General features: G+C 68.4%; 11 protein-coding genes. 7 read left to right on the forward strand and 4 right to left on the reverse strand.

Translation table 11 applies throughout. The features are described 5' to 3' along the window. Window positions 1-126 precede the first annotated feature (126 nt). Window positions 127-2,028 carry a GspE/PulE family protein gene (locus C4F17_RS02105; protein WP_106934105.1) on the forward strand — a complete coding sequence of 634 codons (1,902 nt, stop codon included), beginning with the start codon at window positions 127-129 and terminating at the stop codon, window positions 2,026-2,028. A 133-nt stretch (window positions 2,029-2,161) separates the two neighbouring features. Beyond that, window positions 2,162-2,989 (forward strand): HDOD domain-containing protein, encoded by an 828-nt coding sequence (locus C4F17_RS02110; RefSeq protein ID WP_106934106.1) that lies wholly within the window; start codon window positions 2,162-2,164, stop codon window positions 2,987-2,989. 12 nt (window positions 2,990-3,001) lie between these two features. Here C4F17_RS02110 and kdsA read toward each other — a convergent pair whose 3' ends face one another. The 4 genes from kdsA to C4F17_RS02130 all read right to left on the reverse strand — a co-directional run bounded on the left by kdsA (window position 3,002) and on the right by C4F17_RS02130 (window position 9,211). Further along, window positions 3,002-3,847 carry a 3-deoxy-8-phosphooctulonate synthase gene (kdsA, locus tag C4F17_RS02115; RefSeq protein ID WP_106934107.1) on the reverse strand — a complete coding sequence of 282 codons (846 nt, stop codon included), beginning with the start codon at window positions 3,845-3,847 and terminating at the stop codon, window positions 3,002-3,004. A 73-nt stretch (window positions 3,848-3,920) separates the two neighbouring features. Beyond that, window positions 3,921-4,880 carry a S1C family serine protease gene (locus C4F17_RS02120; RefSeq protein WP_106934108.1) on the reverse strand — a complete coding sequence of 320 codons (960 nt, stop codon included), beginning with the start codon at window positions 4,878-4,880 and terminating at the stop codon, window positions 3,921-3,923. A gap of 97 nt (window positions 4,881-4,977) precedes the next feature. Further along, window positions 4,978-7,227: a hypothetical protein gene (locus C4F17_RS02125; RefSeq protein WP_234382493.1), complete on the reverse strand. Its 2,250-nt coding sequence runs from the start codon at window positions 7,225-7,227 to the stop codon at window positions 4,978-4,980. A 283-nt stretch (window positions 7,228-7,510) separates the two neighbouring features. Then, complete coding sequence (locus C4F17_RS02130) at window positions 7,511-9,211, reverse strand: alpha/beta hydrolase (RefSeq protein ID WP_106934109.1); 1,701 nt, start codon at window positions 9,209-9,211, stop codon at window positions 7,511-7,513. Window positions 9,212-9,418: 207 nt separating this feature from the next. On the opposite strand from C4F17_RS02130, the gene C4F17_RS02135 reads away from it, so the two are divergent. The 5 genes from C4F17_RS02135 (at window position 9,419) to C4F17_RS02155 (ending at window position 17,997) form a co-directional block, all read left to right on the forward strand. Then, window positions 9,419-9,685 carry a hypothetical protein gene (locus tag C4F17_RS02135; protein WP_081269608.1) on the forward strand — a complete coding sequence of 89 codons (267 nt, stop codon included), beginning with the start codon at window positions 9,419-9,421 and terminating at the stop codon, window positions 9,683-9,685. 184 nt (window positions 9,686-9,869) lie between these two features. Further along, window positions 9,870-11,780, forward strand: a complete 1,911-nt coding sequence (gene glgB, locus C4F17_RS02140; protein ID WP_106934110.1) for a 1,4-alpha-glucan branching protein GlgB — start codon at window positions 9,870-9,872, stop codon at window positions 11,778-11,780. Further along, window positions 11,777-13,843, forward strand: coding sequence for an alpha-1,4-glucan--maltose-1-phosphate maltosyltransferase (locus C4F17_RS02145; protein WP_106934111.1), 2,067 nt, complete (start codon window positions 11,777-11,779; stop codon window positions 13,841-13,843). The genes glgB and C4F17_RS02145 overlap by 4 nt, the downstream gene beginning before the upstream one ends. 14 nt (window positions 13,844-13,857) lie before the next feature. Next, window positions 13,858-17,202, forward strand: coding sequence for a maltose alpha-D-glucosyltransferase (treS, locus tag C4F17_RS02150; protein ID WP_106934112.1), 3,345 nt, complete (start codon window positions 13,858-13,860; stop codon window positions 17,200-17,202). A 33-nt stretch (window positions 17,203-17,235) separates the two neighbouring features. Beyond that, complete coding sequence (locus tag C4F17_RS02155; RefSeq protein WP_081269604.1) at window positions 17,236-17,997, forward strand: mechanosensitive ion channel family protein; 762 nt, start codon at window positions 17,236-17,238, stop codon at window positions 17,995-17,997. Window positions 17,998-18,029: the final 32 nt, after the last annotated feature.

Raw genomic sequence — 18,029 nt, forward strand, 5'->3', positions numbered from 1 at the left:
GGTGCGAGGTCCGAGTTTCGCTGTTCTTCTAAAGTGTTAACTTGTGTGCTGAAAAATTGAACTGCTGGCCGGTACCCGCGTTGCGTTTTACGATGTGATGCAATTTAAAACAGCCAGGAGGTACCCATGTCATCCGCCGAAGTCATCTCGCCGGCGCAACTGCTGCGCGCGCTCGAATTACAGAGCCACGCGCCCGTCGCGCGAATCGGCGAGGCCTTGGTCTCGCTGGGCATGGTCAGCGATGAGCAACTGCGCGCCGGCCTGTCCCGACAGCGGCGCGAACCTCAGGTGCCGCTGGGCGAGATGCTGGTGCGCATGGGTGTAGTGAGCCGTGCCCAGCTTCAGATCGCGCTGGTGCGCAAGATGGGTTATCCGCTGGTGAACCTGCACCACTTTCCGGCGACGGCCGAAGCGCTGCGCAAGGTCGGCCACGGCGTGGCGCGGCGCCTGCAGGTCATGCCGCTCATGCTGCACGACGGCCGGTTGGTGGTCGCGATCGACGACCCGAGCAGCCGGCACTCGGCGCTCGACGAGATCGAGTTCATCGCGCAGATGAAGGTGACCCCGGTGGTGGGACAGTGCCTGGACCTCGACGGCGTGCTGAACGCCGCCTACGAAAAGATCGGCGACACCTCCGCCAACCCCTTCGCCACCAGCACGGACCCGGGGCGTCCGCTGGAGTTCGACCTGGCCGGCACCAGCGAGCTGCTTCAGACCCTCGAGAAGGAAGGCCCCGCCGCGTCTGCGCCCGCGCCCGAGGCTTCCAGCGAGCAGTCCGACAACTCGCTGGTGCGCATGATCAACAGCATGATCCAGGAGGCGCACCGCGAAGGCGCCTCCGACATCCACATCGAAAGCTACCCCGGCCAGGAAAAGACCCGCATCCGGTTTCGCCGCGACGGCCAGCTCTACACCCACCTGGAGCTGCCGCCGAGCTACCGCAACGCGATCGTCGCGCGCGTGAAGATCATGTGCGACCTCGACATCAGCGAGAAGCGCAACCCGCAGGACGGAAAGATCAACTTCGCCAAGTATTCACCGCAGCACCGCATCGAGCTGCGCGTGGCGACCATCCCGACCAACAACGGCCTGGAAGACGTGGTGATGCGCATCCTGGCGTCGTCCAATCCGATTCCCCTGAGCGAACTGGGCCTGTCGCCGAACAACCTCGCGCAGCTGACCAAGGCCGTCGAGCGGCCCTACGGCATGGTGCTGTGCGTCGGCCCCACGGGCTCGGGCAAGACCACCACGCTGCATTCGGCGCTGATGCACATCAACACGCCCGAGCGAAAGATCTGGACCGCGGAAGACCCGGTCGAAATCACCCAGCCCGGCCTGCGGCAGGTGCAGATCAATCCCCGCATCGACTGGACCTTTGCCAAGGCGCTGCGCGCGTTCGTGCGCGCGGACCCGGACGTCATCATGGTCGGCGAAATCCGAGACGGGGAAACCGCCAGGACCGCGATCGAGGCCTCCCTGACAGGCCACCTTGTGCTGTCGACCCTGCACACCAACAGCGCGCCCGAGACCGTGACGCGCCTGCTCGACATGGGCATGGACCCGTTCAATTTCGCGGACTCGCTGCTGGCCGTGCTGGCACAGCGGCTGGTGCGGCGCCTGTGCAGCCGCTGCACCAGCAGCAGCCCGGCAAGCCCCGAGACGGTCGAGGAACTGCTGGACGACTACCTGCATTCCTTCGGCACCCGCGAGGACGACGCCGGCCGGCAGCGCGACGCGGTGCGCGACGTCTGGCTGCGCCGCTACGGGCGCGAGGGCCAGCTGCACGCCTACGTCAGCGTCGGCTGCAAGCATTGCTCGGGTACGGGCTTCAAGGGGCGCGTGGGCATCCACGAGCTGATGGTGATGTCCAAGACGCTGCGCCGGCTGGTGCAGACCGGCGCGCGCGCCGAAGAACTCCAGCAGGCGGCACTGCAGGAGGGCATGCGCACGCTGCGCCAGGACGGCATCGAGAAAGTGCTTGCGGGGCATACCACCATCGAGGAGGTGCGCGCGACCAGCAACGTGTGATGGCGTCGCTTGGCCGGGCGGCCTACCGGAATCCGTAGAAATTACAGATTCGCACCGAATCGGCGTTGACCGGCCGGGGTACTGGAGCAAAATCTTTTGCATACATACAACGAGGCAACACCGCCCAAGCGCCATGACACTCGACGAACTGTTCGCCAATGACGAGTCGCTTCCTACCGTCCCCAGGGTGGTGTCCGACCTCATCGAGATGCTGCGCGACGACGACGTGCCCTTCGCGGCCATCGCGCATCGCATCGAGCTCGACCAGGTGCTTGCGGCCAGGGTGCTGCAGATGGTCAATTCGCCGTTCTTCGGGCTGCCGCGCAAGATTTCGTCCATCCAGGGCGCGATCCTGATGCTCGGGCTCTCGGCCATCCGGTCGTTGGTGGTGAGCTCGGGCCTGTCGGGCTCCTTCAGGAAGGTGGAAGGCGTCAATCTGCCGGAGTTCTGGGCCCACAGCCTGCGCGTGGCGTCGGTCTCCCGGTATCTCGCTTCAAAGACCCGCCGCGTCGATCCCAACCTGGCGTTCACCGCGGGCAGCATGCATGCCATCGGCCACCTCATCATGGCGCAGGCCATGCCCGGGCGCATGGCCGAACTGAACACCGTCCACCCTTTCGATGCACTGGGGCGCGCCCAGCTCGAACTCGTCGAATTCGGCTACCACTACGGCGACGTGAGCGCCTCGCTGGCGCGGCGCTGGGAGTTCGCGCCCGAGCTGGTCGGTGCGCTCTCCAGCTTCGTGACCCAGGCGAAGGCGGAGCGGCCCGATGCGCTCGGCGGCATTCTTCACATGGCCGTGTGGCGCGTGGCGCTGGAGCGCCAGGGCATGGACCTGGGCAACTTCGGCGCCTTCTGGCCGGCCCAGTCGGCGATGGCCGTGGGCATCACCGAGGACATCGTCCAGGGCATGCCGGCACCGCGCGTGCTGGCCGCCGACCTCGAATCGATGATCGCCTGAGCGGCCGCGTCCTCAGATATCCAGCGGCGCGAACGACTTGACCAGGTCGTCCAGCGCCTTGATCTGCGTCAGGAACGGCTCCAGCTTGTCGAGCGGCAAGGCGCTGGGGCCGTCGCACTTGGCTTGCGCCGGGTCCGGATGCGCTTCCAGGAAGAGCCCCGCCAGCCCCACCGCCATGCCGGCGCGCGCCAGGTCGGCCACCTGCTCGCGGCGGCCGCCCGAGGCCGCGGCGCCGGCTTCGCGCTGCTGCAGCGCATGGGTCACGTCGAAGATGATGGGCAGGTTCTGCGTGACCTTCTTCATGACGCCGAAGCCCAGCATGTCCACCACCAGGTTGTCGTAGCCGAAGCAGGTGCCGCGGTCGCACAGGATGAGCCTGTCGTTGCCGGCTTCCTTGAACTTCTCGACGATGTTGAGCATCTGCGGCGGGCTCAGGAACTGCGGCTTCTTGATGTTGATGGCCCGGCCGGTCTTGGCCAGCGCCACCACCAGGTCGGTCTGGCGCGCGAGGAACGCGGGCAGCTGCAGCACGTCGACCACCTCGGCCACCGGCGCGGCCTGCGCGACCTCGTGCACGTCGGTGATCACCGGTACGCCGAACGCGTCCTTCACCGCCTGGAGGATCTTCAGCCCCTCGTCGAGGCCCGGGCCGCGGTAGGAGTGGATCGACGAGCGGTTGGCCTTGTCGAAGCTGCCCTTGAAGACATAGGGAATGCCCAGCTTGCCGGTAACGCGCACGTACTCTTCTGCGCTGCGCAGGGCCAGGTCTCTGGACTCGAGGACGTTGACGCCGCCGAACAGGACGAAGGGGCCGTCGTTGCGGGCGTGGACGTTGGGGGTGATGGTGACAGTGGTCAAGTTTTTCTCCTGGCTAGGTGCCGATTGTCGGTCGGGCCGGGCTTTCGCCGTCTCGCCGATTTTCCGGCAGGCATCAACCGCCGGGCGTCACCGTCAGGTAAAGCGTCGTCAGGGTGCCCGCCACGGGCCGCAGCAGCTTCAGCAGCAGCGGCCGCCCGTAGCCTTCGCCGGCCAGCCGCTTCAGCAGGTCCGACAGCTGCGCCAGCGGCGTGCCGTCGCAGCCGATCAGGATGTCGCCGCTGCGCAATCCGTCGCGTGCCGCCGCCGAGCCTGCCACCACCTCGACCACACGCACGCCGGTGGCGACGGGCCATTCGTTCTCGCGCACCCAGCGCCGGGGCAGGGCCATCGCGGCGCACTGCACGCCCAGCTTTCCGCGCCGCACCGCGCCGTGGCGCATCAGCTCGCCGGCCACCCAGCGCGCGGTGTCGATGGCCACCGCGAAGCTCAGGCCCTGGGCCGACGGAATCACCGCGGTGTTCACGCCGATGACCTGCGCGGCGCTGTCGAGCAGCGGGCCGCCCGAATTGCCGGGGTTCAGCGCCACGTCGGTCTGGATCACGTCCTCGATCATCCGGCCGCCGCGCGAGGGCAGGCTGCGGCCCAGCGCGCTCACGATGCCTGCGGTCACGGTGAAGTCGAAACCCAGCGGGTTGCCGACCGCCACCGCCAGCTGGCCGGGCTGCAGCGCCGCCGAGCTGCCCAGCGGCAGGAAGGCGCTGGGGTGCGACTCGATGCGCAGCACCGCCACGTCGGTGGAAGCGTCGATGCCGACCAGGCGCGCCACGCTCTCGGTGCCGTCAGCGAAGGCCGCGCGCAGTTCGCTCGCGCCTTCGACCACGTGGGCGTTGGTGATGGTGAAGCCGTCCGGCGTGAAGAGAAAGCCCGAGCCGCTGCCCTGGCCGCCCGCGTTGCCGCGCTGCGGCTGCTTGCGCACCTTGATGTGCGCGACCGCCGCGCTGGCGGTATGTGCCACGCGGGTGACGGTGTTGGAGTAGGAATCGAGCAGGAATTCGTCTTCGCGCGCGCCCATGTGAGCACCTCTTTCAGTCGCCGGCATCTCCGGGAATCCAGCAGAAATGGCGGCGCGAAAGAGCTTTTCAAGCGCCCGGGCCGGGGCTCGGGCAGGCTCAGGCGGCCCCTGGGGGCACCGCGGCCTGCGCGGTCGGCGAATGCTGCAGCGCGGCCGGCAGGCGGTCGTCCAGCCAGTTCATGCGCCAGGCCAGCAGCGTCACCGCGAGCACCAGCACCGCCAGCGCGGCCACGCCCGTCGCGCCGTGGCGGTCGCGGTACGGGTCGCGCACGATGCGCCGTGCGCCCGGCGGCACCCGCGCGGTCTGCGAGAGCATGCCGCCCAGCCGCACATTCACCTTCATGCGCCCGTTGATGGCCCAGCCGCTCGCGTCCAGGATCGGCCCCAGGCTGCGCTGGCGCAGCTTGAGCCACGCGATCAGCATGCTCGGCCCCGAGATGGCGAGCACGATGCCCAGCAGGGCCACCGGTATCCATTGCCCGAGGTCGATGAATTTGCCGAAGATGGCCACCAGCACCGCGCTGATGCTCCCCAGCGCCACGCCGATGGCGGCCACCGTGCCCACGTCGACGCGGCCTGTGGGGCGGGGCGCCGTGGCCGCTGCCTTGGCTGCGTTCGCGGCCTGGTCGGCGGTGGTGAGCTTTGTCGCGAAGCTGGTCAGGCTGCCCTGGCCGGCGGCGTCCTGCGCGGCGGCGCGCTTGGCCACCTGTTCCTCGATCACGCGCACGAACTTCTTGTACGGCGCGAAGAAGGCCTGTGCCACGCTCGTCGGGTTCTCGATCAGCTTGGTGATGGTGGCGTCCCAGTCGCGGCCCTGGCGGTCGTAGAACACGCCGTTGCGACCCACGAAAAGGAAGTCGACGTCGCCGGCCGTGAAGGCGGCGGCAATGCTCATCTTCGCGCCCTGGCGCGTGCAGTCGCAGTAGGCCAGGCAGGTCTTGGCCAGGCCCGCGAGCACCGCGTGCCTGGCCGTGTCCTGCACCTGCACCGTCAGCTCGCAGCTGCGACCGTCGAGGTACAGCGTGCCCGCCTGGAAGATCGCGCCCTCGCGCCGGTAGAAGGCCTTGAACGACACGAAGTTGTCGAGCAGCACCATCAGGTCGCGCTGCAGCCGGATCAGTTTTTCCAGGTCGACCAGCAGTGCGTTGTGTTCCTCGGCGGCTTCGTCGTCGCGGATCAGCCCGAGCAGCGCATCGCGCGTCCGGAGCAGCGCGTCGAGCTTGTCGAGCGGGAGCGCGGCGGCCCAGTTGTCGGGCCGCCTGGCCATCAGGGCCTGCAGCGGCGCGAGCTTGCGGCGAATCGCGAGCCAGTCGGCCTCCGCGAGTTCTTCGCGCGCGCCGAGCAGCGGCGCCACGCTGCGTTCGGCAAAGGCGGCCACGGCATCGGCCCACGCGGGATTGAGCGAGGTGCCGCCCAGCGGCAGCACGCAGCGCGGCGTGACCGGGGCCAGCGGCAGTTCGGCGATGGGCTCCGCATGCAGGTCGAGGCTGTTCGCGGCGAGCGCGTCGTAGGCCTTGGCGGAAGGGTTGAGCGCGGTCACGGCCTGGGCGTCGAAAGCGGCCACGCGGCAGCGCGCGAAGAAATCGTCGAGCTTGGCCTGCACCTTGAGCGCCGCGTCGGCCGCCGCCAGCGTGGGCTCGCCCAGCGGCATCAACTCGGCATTGCCGGCGTCGGCCTGGGCATGCCAGTCGCGCGCTGTCTGCACTTCGGCGAAGAAGGCTTCCACGCGGGCGCGGTCCACGCCGGGCGTCTGCTTGTGGCGGTCGGGCACGCTGCCGTGCAGCCGGATGACTTCGGCGATGGTGGCGCGCACGGATTCGTCCTGCGCCGTGTCGGGCGTGACCACGCCGTCGCCGTTGAAGCGCATGGCGGCCAGCAGCTCGCCCCGGTCGGCGATGTCGGCGAGGGTGAGCGTGTCGGCATCGGGCCTGCCCTTGATCTGCAGCAGGCGGCGCGCTTCCTCCAGCAGCCGCGCGCCGGCGGGGTTGCGGTCGTCAAGGTCGCCCAGCGTCAGCACGTCGCTGCCTTGCAGCAGCACGTCGGGGTTGCGCAGGCGCGCGCAGACCCATTCGCACGCCGCGACCACTTCGGGCGGGCGCACGCGGCCGTCGCGGTCGGTGTCGATCAGGTCGAGGGTGCGGGTGTCGAAGTCGATGCCGCGCGTCGGGCACGCGAGCGCCACCCAGAGCTTCTGGTCGAGCTCCGCGATGCGGGCGATGTCCTCGCCGGTGCGAAAGATCACCTGGTCGGCGCCGCCCGTGCGGATGAACTGCCAGCGGTGCGGCGTGTGCGAGGGAAGGGCGTCGGGGCTCGAAGGATGGGGTCGATTGCTGGGGCTGTTGCGCATGGCAGCACCGTAAGGGACCACGCGCTGCGCGTTTGAGGACGCACGGCGCACAGCCATGTCGTCCGAGGCCGACATGGCTGTGCGCGCATGCGGCAGGCGCCGTAGGTCTTGTCTGTCCCGAGGAGGCGGCATTCCCTTTGAATCCGCCGCGCGCGCCCTCTATAACTTTGGGGTCGACGGTTGTGCCGTCCCTCGTATTCCTCCCTTTGCGAGGGCTTCGCTGCGTGACAGCAACGAGGCTTGGACCCGGCTCCTGCCGGGTTCTTTTTTGTGGGAAGCCCGCTCAGGGCGCCTTGGCGGCCTGCGCCGGTCCCTTCGGCCGCGACGACGGCTCCCACGAGTCAGGCGTGGTGGCCACCAGCGACTTGAAGTCCTTCCACGGCCGCGCGCCCGGCATGGTGCGTCCGCCGACGATCACCGTCTTCGCGAACAGCACCATGCGCTCGCGCAGGTAGTCGCGGTCGGACGCGGGCCAGGTCTCGATGGAGTGCGGCCCGCGAGCCAGCACGATCTCCTTCACGCCGCGAATGCGGTTGTAGGCGGCCACTGTTCCTTCGAGCGTTTCCGCGCGGTCCCACAGGCCCTTGCCGAAGAACGCGGCCGGCCACCGGTCCATGCCCGCCAGGGTGGACGAGTTCGGATAGAAGACGATGTGATGGTCCGCCGCCATGCCGCCCAGGAACAGGTTGCGGTCGGCCAGGTCGGGCGAGTCGCCCACGTAGCCCGCGCCGCTGGCAAACGACGACAGCAGGATGGCGCCGTGGATGTTCTTCAGCCCCTTGGGCGGCGTGCAGCTGGGCTGCGGCATGTCGAAGGTGCATTCGGCCACGTAGTTCTTGGTCATGGCCCAGGCGGTGGACATCGAGCCGCGCGAATAGCCGCCGAGCACCAGCGGGATCTCGTTGGCCTTCATGCCCGCCAGCAGCCGGCCGCGCGCGGTCTCGCCTTCGAACAGTTCGCCCGAGGGCGAGAGCAGCCGCAGGCCGCGTCCGCCTTCCAGCGCCGCCAGCGCGCGGAACACGTCCTCGCCCTGTTCCAGCGTGTTGGTGTCGCTGAAGCCGCCCGACAGGCCTTCGCCGCGCCGGTCGTAGGCCAGCACGTCGAAGCCGGCCTGGTTCAGCGCATGCAGGTTCTCGCGCCACCAGCGCTGGCCCATGGTTTCTGTGGTCGCGTTGGGAAAGCTGACCGGAACGGCCTTGCCGGTCTTCTCGTCGATGCGGTAGGCCGCTTCGTCCGGATGCTGGATGGCCGTGAGCTGGCCGCCGCCGCCCGGCGCCATGATGGCCAGCGCGCGCACCTTCTTGCCCTTGCCGTCGTCGATGCCGGCGCCCTCGATGTACCAGCCGCGCAGCTTGATGTCGCCGGTCATCTTCAGGTCGATGCGCTCGAAGGCGTCGCGCGGCGCGGTGAACTCCACGATCCAGGTGCGGGCGTCGGCCTCGGCGATGCCTTCTCGGTAGGGTGCCTTGGCAAAGAAGGCGGGCCGGCGGATCTGCTTCAGGTCGACGTTGCCGTCCGGATCGATCCTGCCCGACGGGTCGACCACGCCGGTCGAGCGCGTTGCGCGTTCCTTGTTGGGCGGCAGCCAGCGCTGCATCTGCGCGTCGATGCGCTTGAAGCACGCGGGGTCTTCCTTGCAGGCGCGCCAGCGGGCCTTGAGCTTTTCGTCGGTGAATTCGCTGACGTAGTAGTCGCCGCCCGCATAGTCGGGGGGCGGGTGGTTGGCCGTCATGAGCACCGGCACGCACTCCTTGGCGCCGGTTCCCTTGGGGCCTTGCCCCAGCAGGTAGCCGCCCATCATGGCGTTGCGGTCGGTGCCGACCCAGGCGGTGCAATCCGTGGGCGGCGGGGCGCTGGCGGTGGCCTGCCGCTGGGCCTCGGTGGGCCCGGTGCAGGCGCCCAGCAGCAGCGCGCCGGCGGCCAGGGTGAAGGCCGCGGCGCGGCGATGCAGGAGCAGGGTGCTCGGAATCTTCTGTGCAGTCATCGAGGCGGATGTTCCAGGGAAGGTGCGGGAGCGCAGCCCGATCTTCGCCGCATCCACGCCCGAAAGCCACGGCCCAAGCCGCGTCCGCCTGCAAGCGAAGGCCGCCCTTGCTGTAGGAGGTTTCCTGCATGCGCATGCGCGGAATTCCGCTCTTCTTCGGGCTGCGCCGCGCGCTCAATCTGCGCCGAATTCAAGGAGACAAGACAGATGAACTTCGAAGGCATCTACTGCTTCGACATGGCGAGCGTGCGCTTCGCCTTCTATCCCGAGGGCCCCGGCGGCCCACGCGTGCTCGCGCAGATCTCCGAGGAAACGCTGCACGACAAGTTCGGCGCGCGCGAAATCGGCGAGCGTTTGCTGGAAGCCTGCCGCAAGCACTTCCACGCCATCGAGCCTGCTGCCATCGCGCGCTACCGCAACGCGCCGCGCCGGCCGATCACGCTGACCACCGAAGACTTCGCGCTGCACGCCTGAGCTGGCGCGGCGCGCGAAGGGACACGGGCAACTCTCCGACAAGGCGAGGCGGCTCAGGCCGTAACCACGGCCACCGGCATCCCAGCAAATTGGCGTTCAAGCCAAGCGAGAACCGCAGTCGTTCCCCGCGTGGCCGTCGCCCCGACGGCCATGAACCACTGCCTCGCTGGCCTTCAATCAAGGAATGCCGGTGCCTTTGAACCATTCACTCCCAGGCGAGCGAGACGCCTATCTTTTCCACGAAGGAACGCACGCGCGGCTCTACGACTTGCTGGGATGCCACGTGCAGCCGGAAGGCGGCGCGCGCTTCGCCGTGTGGGCGCCCAATGCCGAGTCGGTCTCGGTGGTGGGCGACTGGAACTACTGGTCGGGCGATGCCGACCCGCTGGCGCCCAGCCCCGACCAGACCGGCATCTGGATCGGCCACGTGCCCAACGCGGTGCCCGGGCAGGCCTACAAGTACCGCATCCGTTCGCGCCAGGGCGGCTACACCGTCGACAAGGCCGACCCCGTGGCCTTCAGCGCGGAGCATCCGCCGGCCACCGGCTCGCGCATCTGCGAACTCGCCTACGAATGGGGCGATGACGAATGGATGGCCACGCGCGGCATGCACAACTCGCTCGAGGCGCCGATGTCGGTGTACGAGGTGCACCTGGGCTCCTGGCGCCGGCATGACGGACAGTTCCTCGGCTACCGCGAGATCGCGCGCGAACTGGCCGCATACGTCAGGAAGATGGGTTTCACGCACGTCGAGCTGATGCCCGTGACCGAGCATCCGTTCTACGGCTCCTGGGGCTACCAGACCACCGGCTACTTCGCGCCCACCGCGCGCTACGGTTCGCCGCAGGACTTCATGTACCTCGTCGACCACCTGCACCAGCAGGGCATCGGCGTGCTGCTGGACTGGGTGCCTTCGCACTTCCCGACCGACGAGCACGGCCTCTCTTTCTTCGACGGCACGCACCTCTTCGAACATGCCGACCCGCGCCAGGGCTTCCACCCGGAGTGGAACTCCAGCATCTTCAACTACGGCCGTCCCGAGGTGCGCAGCTTCCTGGTGTCGTCGGGCCTGTTCTGGCTCGACCTGTACCACCTGGACGGACTGCGCGTGGACGCCGTGGCATCCATGCTGTACCTCGACTACGCCCGCAAGCACGGCGAGTGGATCCCCAACCGCCACGGCGGCCGCGAGAACCTGGAGGCCATCGATTTCCTGCAGACGCTGAACCGCGCCGTCTACCGCGAGTTTCCGGACACGCTCACCGTGGCGGAGGAGTCCACCGCCTGGCCGCGCGTTTCGCGCCCCACCGACATGGACGGCCTGGGCTTCGGCGAGAAATGGAACATGGGCTGGATGCACGACACGCTGGCCTACATGAAGGAAGACCCGGTCAATCGCAAGTACCACCACCACAAGCTGACCTTCTCGCTGGTGTATGCCTTCAACGAGAACTTCGTGCTGCCTTACTCGCATGACGAGGTGGTGCACGGCAAGGGCTCGCTCATCAACAAGATGCCCGGCGACAGCTGGCAGCAGTTCGCCAACCTGAGGGCGCTGTTCGGCTTCATGTGGGCGCACCCGGGCAAGAAGCTGCTCTTCATGGGCGACGAGTTCGGCCAGCGCCGCGAATGGACGCACGACGGCGAGCTCGAATGGTGGGTCACCCAGCAGCAGGGCCATGGCGGCCTGCAGCGGCTGGTGGCGCAGCTCAACCGGGTTTACCGAGAGTCGCCCGCGCTGCACCAGCTCGACTTCTCGGCCGCCGGCTTCGAATGGATCGCGGCCGACGACGCCGAGCGCAGCGTTTTCGCCTTTCTGCGCAAGGCGCGCGACGGCAGCCCGCCGCTGCTGGTGGTCAGCAACATGACGCCCGTGCCGCGCACCAACTACCTGCTGGGCGTGCCCGGCGGCGTGGGCAGCGGCTTCTGGCGCGAACTGATCAACACCGACGCGACCGAGTTCGGCGGCGCCGGCTGGGGCAACTTCGGCGGCGTGGAAGCCGCGCCGGTGCGCTCGCACGGGCGCATGCAGTCGGTGTCCCTGACGCTGCCGCCGCTGTCGACCCTGATCCTGGAACAACGCCCGTCACCATGAAGAACATCTTCTCCACCCGCCACGCGGCCAGCGTGGCTCCCGACATTGCAACCGGCACCGACAACCCCGGCGGCGACGTGCGCGCCGTGATCGATGCCGTGCTGCCCGCCGTCGACAACGGCCGCTTCGCCGTGAAATGCGTGGCCGGCGAGCGGGTGTGCGTGCGCGCGCACTGCTTCACCGACGGGCACGACGTGCTTCGCGTGCAGCTGTGCTGGCGCGCGCACGACCAGGCCGAGTTCCGCGAAGTGCCGATGAAGCCGCTGGGCAACGACGTGTGGGAGGCCGGCTTCTCGCCGCCCGCGATAGGCCGCTACGTGTACACCGCCGTGGCCTGGGTCGACCCGTTCGAGTCGTGGCGCAGCGAAATGACGCGCCGCGTCGACCCCGACGACGTGCGCATCGCTTCGGAAGTCGGTGCGGCCGAAGTGGCTGCCGCCGCCGCGCGCGCCGAGGGTGCAGACCGCATCGCGCTGCAGCGCTGGGCCACCGAGCTCCAGGCCTCGGCCGCCGCGCCGGGCACCGATGCGGTGTCGCTCAAGGCATTGGCGCTCGACGAGGAACTGGCCGAACTCGCGCGCCGCCACCCCGACCGTCGCCACCAGGTGCGTCACCCGGTCGAGCTGCCGCTGGTGGCCGACCGCGAGCGCGCCCGCTTCAGCACCTGGTATGAGCTGTTCCCGCGCTCGGCCGGCACCGAGCCCGGCGTGCACGGCACTTTCAAGGACGTGGAAGCGCGCCTGCCGGCCATCGCCGAGATGGGTTTCGACGTGCTGTACTTTCCGCCGATCCACCCCATCGGCCGCGTGCAGCGCAAGGGCCCCAACAACAAGCTGGTGAGCGGCCCCGAGGATGTGGGCAGCCCCTGGGCCATCGGCGCCGCGGAAGGCGGCCACAAGGACATCCTGCCCGCGCTCGGCACCGCGCAGGACTTCCGCCGCCTGCTGGCGCGCGCGGCCGACCACGGGCTGGAGATCGCGCTGGACATCGCTTTTCAGTGCGCGCCCGACCACCCCTACGTGAAGGCGCACCCCGAATGGTTCCGCTGGCGCCCCGACGGCACCGTGCAGTACGCGGAGAACCCGCCCAAGAAGTACCAGGACATCTATCCCTTCAACTTCGAGAGCGAAGACTGGCGCGGCCTGTGGGCCGAACTCAAGAGCGTGATCGACCACTGGGTGGGCGAGGGCGTGCGCATCTTTCGCGTCGACAACCCGCACACCAAGGCCTTCCCGTTCTGGGAGTGGGCCATCGGCGAGGTCAAGCGCGAGCACCCCGACGTGATCTTCCTGGCCGAGGCCTTCACCCGGCCCAAGGTGATGCACCGGCTGGCCAAGCTGGGCTTTTCGCAGAGCTACACCTACTTCACCTGGCGCAACACCAAGGAAGAACTGGTCGAGTACTTCACCGAGCTGTCCACCGCGCCGGGCATCGACTACTTCCGCCCCAACGTGTGGCCCAACACGCCCGACATCCTGCACGAGCAGCTGCAGCACGGCGATGCCGCGACCTACATGGCGCGGCTGGTGCTGGCCGCCACGCTGTCGGCCAGCTACGGCATCTACGGCCCCGCCTACGAGCTGCGCGAGCACCTGCCGCGCGAGCCGGGCAGCGAGGAATACCTCGATTCCGAGAAATACCAGCTGCGCCACTGGAACCACGACAACCCCGAAAGCCTGGCGCCCTTCATCGCGCGGGTGAACCGCATCCGCCGCGAGAACCCCGCGCTGCACCAGGACCGCACGCTGCGCTTCCTGCACATCGACAACCCGCAGCTCCTGGCCTATGCCAAGGCTTCGCCCGACGGGGCCAACGTGATCGTGACCGTGGTCAATCTCGATCCGCACAACGCCCAGTGGGGCTGGCTGGGGCTCGAACCTGGCAGCGTGGGTGTGAACCCGCCCTCGCGCGTGTTCCAGATGCACGACCTGCTCAGCGGCCAGCGCTTCCAGTGGCAGGGCGACTGGCACTACGTGCGCCTGGATCCGCAAAGCTGCCCCGCGCACGTCTTCGTCGTTCGTCGGCGTCATGGCGACGAGCGCGACTTCGATTATTTCCTCTGAGAGGTCGCCCGCCCATGAATGCACCCGTTTCGCACATCGCACTGGAAACCGTAGAGATCGACAACAGCGACGACCCCCTGTGGTACCGCGACGCGGTCATCTACCAGCTCAACGTCAAGGCCTTCTTCGATTCGAACAACGACGGCATGGGCGACTTCCAGGGCGTGACCGCCAAGCTCGACTACGTGAAGGACCTGGGCGTCAACACGATCTGGCTGATGCCGTTCTATCCCTCGCCGCTGCGCGACGACGGCTACGACATCTCCGAATACGAAGACGTCCACCCGCAGTACGGCTCGCTCGCCGACTTCCGCCAGATGCTGGCCGAGGCGCACAAGCGCGGCCTGCGCGTCATCACCGAGCTGGTCATCAACCACACCTCGAGCGAGCACCCGTGGTTCAAGGCCGCGCGGCTGGCGCCGCCGGGCTCGCCCGAGCGCGACTTCTACGTGTGGAGCGACACCGACCAGCTCTACCAGGGCACGCGCATCATCTTCACCGACACCGAGACCTCCAACTGGACCTGGGACCCGGTGGCCAAGCAGTACTACTGGCACCGCTTCTTCAGCCACCAGCCCGACCTGAACTTCGACAACCCGGCGGTGCTGGAGGCCATCTTCAAGACCATGCGCTTCTGGCTGGACATGGGCGTGGACGGCTTCCGCCTCGACGCCATTCCCTACCTGGTGGAGCGCGACGGTACCAGCAACGAGAACCTGCCCGAGACGCACGCGGTGATCAAGCGGCTGCGCGCGGCCATCGACGCGCAGTACAAGAACCGCTTCCTGCTGGCCGAGGCCAACATGTGGCCGGAGGACGTGCGCGAGTACTTCGGCGACGGCGACGAATGCCACATGGCGTACCACTTCCCGCTGATGCCGCGCATGTACATGGCCATCGCGCAGGAAGACCGCCACCCCATCGTGGAAATCATGGCGCAGACGCCCGACATCCCCGAAGGCTGCCAGTGGGCCATCTTCCTGCGCAACCACGACGAGCTCACGCTCGAGATGGTGACCAGCAAGGAGCGTGACTACATGTACAACATGTACGCCGCCGACATGCGCGCGCGCATCAACCTGGGCATCCGCCGGCGCCTGGCGCCGCTGATGGAGAACGACCTGGACCGCGTGAAGCTCATGAACGGCATGCTGCTGTCGATGCCGGGCTCGCCCATCATCTACTACGGCGACGAGATCGGCATGGGCGACAACGTGTTCGTGGGCGACCGCAACGGCGTGCGCACGCCCATGCAGTGGAGCCCCGACCGCAATGCCGGGTTCTCGCGCGCCGACCCGCAGCGCCTGTACCTGCAGCCCATCATGGACCCGATGTACGGCTACGAGGCGCTCAACGTCGAGACGCAGGCGCGCGACGCCAGCTCGCTGCTCAACTGGACCAAGCGCATGCTGGCCGTGCGCAAGACCAGCCACGCCTTCGGACGCGGCAAGCGGCGCTTCCTGAAGCCGGGCAACCGCAAGATCCTGGCCTACCTGAGCGAGTACGAAGGCGACGTGATCCTCGCCGTGTTCAACCTCTCGCGCGCGGCCCAGCCGGTGGAGCTGGACCTGTCGGAGTTCCGCGGCTTCGTTCCCATCGAGATGCTGGGCCGCTCCCCGTTCCCGCCCATCGGAGAGCTGCCTTACCTGCTCACGCTGTCTTCGTACGGCTTCTATTGGTTCAAGCTCACCGCGGAGGCCGACGCGCCGAGCTGGCACGAACAGGGCGTCGCGCTGCAGGAGTGGCCCACGCTGGTGCTGTTCGACGGCTGGACCAGTTTCTTCCGCGACCGCGTGATGCCGTGGCGCATCGGCATGTCCGAGCGCATGCGCAACCAGTTCGAGCTGGAAACGCTGCCGCGCCACATCGAGATCCAGCGCTGGTACGCCTCGAAGGGCACCGCCATCGAGCGTGCGCGCATCGTCGACCACGCGGTGTGGGAAGTGAACGGCCTGAGCTGGATGCTGCCGCTGCTCGCGCTCGACGGCCCGCCCGGCGGCGCCACCTATTTCATGCCCCTCGCCCTGGCCTGGGAGGAGCGCGACGAAGAGCGCATGGCCGGCGTGGCGCAGGCCGCGCTTGCCAAGGTGCGCCAGCAGGCGCAGGTCGGCCTGATGGGCGACGCCTTCTATGACGAGGCCTTCTGCCGCGAACTGGTCCGCGCCATCGGAAAGGGCGCCGAACTGCCCACGGCCGGCGGCAAGCTGGTGTTCACGCCGACGGCGGCGTTCGCCCAGCTCGGCATCGATGTGGACGCGCTGCCGGTCGGGCGGCCCAGCGGCGTGAGCAGCAACACGGTGGTCACGCTCAACGAGACGCTGTTCCTCAAGGGCTACCGCAACGTGCGCGAAGGCATCAACCCCGAGCTCGAGATGGGCCGCTTCCTCACCGAAGTGGCGCACTACCCGCACTGCGTGCCGGTGCTCGGCGCACTCGAATACATGGGCGCCGACGGCCGCACCATGACGCTCGCCCTGGTGCAGAGCTACGTCGCCAACCAGGGCGACGGCTGGGACTACACCCTGGGCTATCTCGAACGCTTCCTGCGCGACGTGGCCACCACCGACGGTGCCGTCGACGCGCCCGACGTGCTGGCGGTGCACGGCGGCTTCCTCGCGCTGATCGGCACGCTGGGCCGCCGCACCGCCGAGCTGCACCGCGCGCTGGCCACCCGCACCGGCGCGGCGGCCTTCGACCCCGAACCGCTGTCGGCCGAAGACGTGGCGGGCTACCGCACCCATGCCGCCGGCGATGCCACGGCCACGCTGGCGCTGCTGCGCGAACGCCTCGGCGCGCTGCCTCCCGGCGCGCAGGCCGACGCCGAGAGCCTGCTGCGCGCCGCCGACACGCTGCAGGCCAGCATCGCCGAGCGCCGTTTCGTGGGCGAGGGCGGCAGCGGCGCCGCGCTCAAGAGCCGCTACCACGGCGACTACCACCTGGGCCAGGTGCTGGTGAAGGACAACGACTTCGTCATCATCGACTTCGAGGGCGAGCCCGCGCGCAGCTTCGAGGAGCGCCGCGCCAAGAGCTCGCCGCTGCGCGACGTGGCGGGCATGCTGCGCTCCTTCAACTATGCGCGCTGGTCGGCCTTGCGGCGCGTGGCGCAGAGCCCGGAAGAAGCCGAGAAGCTGGCCGCGCCCGCGGTCGCCTGGGAACAGGCCACGCGCAACGCCTTCATGGAGGGCTACGCCGGCACGCTCGCGCAGCCGGACGGCGCGCCCATCGACGCCGAACTGCTCGCGCTGTTCGAGCTGGAGAAGGCGCTCTACGAACTTCGCTACGAACTCAACAACCGCGCCGACTGGGTACAGGTGCCGCTGCACGGCGTGCTCGCGCTCATCCAGCCGAACGGGGCCTGAGGCCGCCGTCGTCATTCACTCGGGGAAATACACATGGAAAACTTCGGCATTCACCTGGAGCCACTGCGCGCCATCCTCTACCAGGTGGGGGCGTTCGTTCCGCGCCTGCTGGTGGCGCTGGTGGTGGTGTTCGTGGGCTGGCTCATCGCCAAGGCGGCGCGCTTCGCCGTGACCAAGGCCTTGCGCGCCATCAACTTCAACGTGCTGACCGAGCGCGCGGGGCTCGACAACTTCCTGCGCCAGGGCGGCCTGGCAGGCGACACCAGCAGCCTGTTCGGCATCCTGGCTTACTGGCTGGTGATACTGGCGTCGCTGCTCATCGCCTTCAACGGCATGGGGCTGAGCTACATCGCCGACCTGCTGGGGCGCATCGTCTGGTTCGTGCCCAACGTGTTCGTCGCCTTGCTGGTGCTGGCCTTCGGCTCGTACTTCGCCAAGTTCGTGGGCGACGCCGTGGGCAGCTATTTCCGCGGCGTGAAGATGCAGGACGCCACGCTTTTCGCCAAGGTGGCGCAGTACGCGGTGATGGCTTTCGTGATCCTGATCGCGCTGGACCAGATCAAGGTGGGCGGCGACATCGTGCGCGAAAGCTTCCTGGTGATCCTGGCGGGCGTGGTTTTTGCGTTGGCCCTGGCATTCGGGCTGGCCGGCAAGGACTGGGCGAAGGCGCAGATCGAGCGCTGGTGGCCCCGGCAGCAGCAACTGACGAAGACGGGCACCGGCAGGGAAGTGCCGGGCGTGCCCACGCCACCGCCGCCGCCAGCATCGCGTTTCGACGACCGCCCACCCCGCTGACCTGCATTTCTCCCAACGCAAGCAACCGCCCG

The sequence above is a fragment of the Variovorax sp. PMC12 genome (assembly GCF_003019815.1).
GTDB lineage: Bacteria > Pseudomonadota > Gammaproteobacteria > Burkholderiales > Burkholderiaceae_C > Variovorax.

Coding starts and splice junctions, on each gene's coding strand:
- C4F17_RS02105 (WP_106934105.1), top strand. CDS start 127: ATGTCATCCGCCGAAGTCATCTCGCCGGCGCAACTGCTGCGCGCGCTC.
- C4F17_RS02110 (WP_106934106.1), top strand. CDS start 2,162: ATGACACTCGACGAACTGTTCGCCAATGACGAGTCGCTTCCTACCGTC.
- C4F17_RS02120 (WP_106934108.1), bottom strand. CDS start 4,880: ATGGGCGCGCGCGAAGACGAATTCCTGCTCGATTCCTACTCCAACACC.
- C4F17_RS02125 (WP_234382493.1), bottom strand. CDS start 7,227: ATGCGCAACAGCCCCAGCAATCGACCCCATCCTTCGAGCCCCGACGCC.
- C4F17_RS02130 (WP_106934109.1), bottom strand. CDS start 9,211: ATGACTGCACAGAAGATTCCGAGCACCCTGCTCCTGCATCGCCGCGCC.
- C4F17_RS02135 (WP_081269608.1), top strand. CDS start 9,419: ATGAACTTCGAAGGCATCTACTGCTTCGACATGGCGAGCGTGCGCTTC.
- glgB (WP_106934110.1), top strand. CDS start 9,870: ATGCCGGTGCCTTTGAACCATTCACTCCCAGGCGAGCGAGACGCCTAT.
- C4F17_RS02145 (WP_106934111.1), top strand. CDS start 11,777: ATGAAGAACATCTTCTCCACCCGCCACGCGGCCAGCGTGGCTCCCGAC.
- treS (WP_106934112.1), top strand. CDS start 13,858: ATGAATGCACCCGTTTCGCACATCGCACTGGAAACCGTAGAGATCGAC.
- C4F17_RS02155 (WP_081269604.1), top strand. CDS start 17,236: ATGGAAAACTTCGGCATTCACCTGGAGCCACTGCGCGCCATCCTCTAC.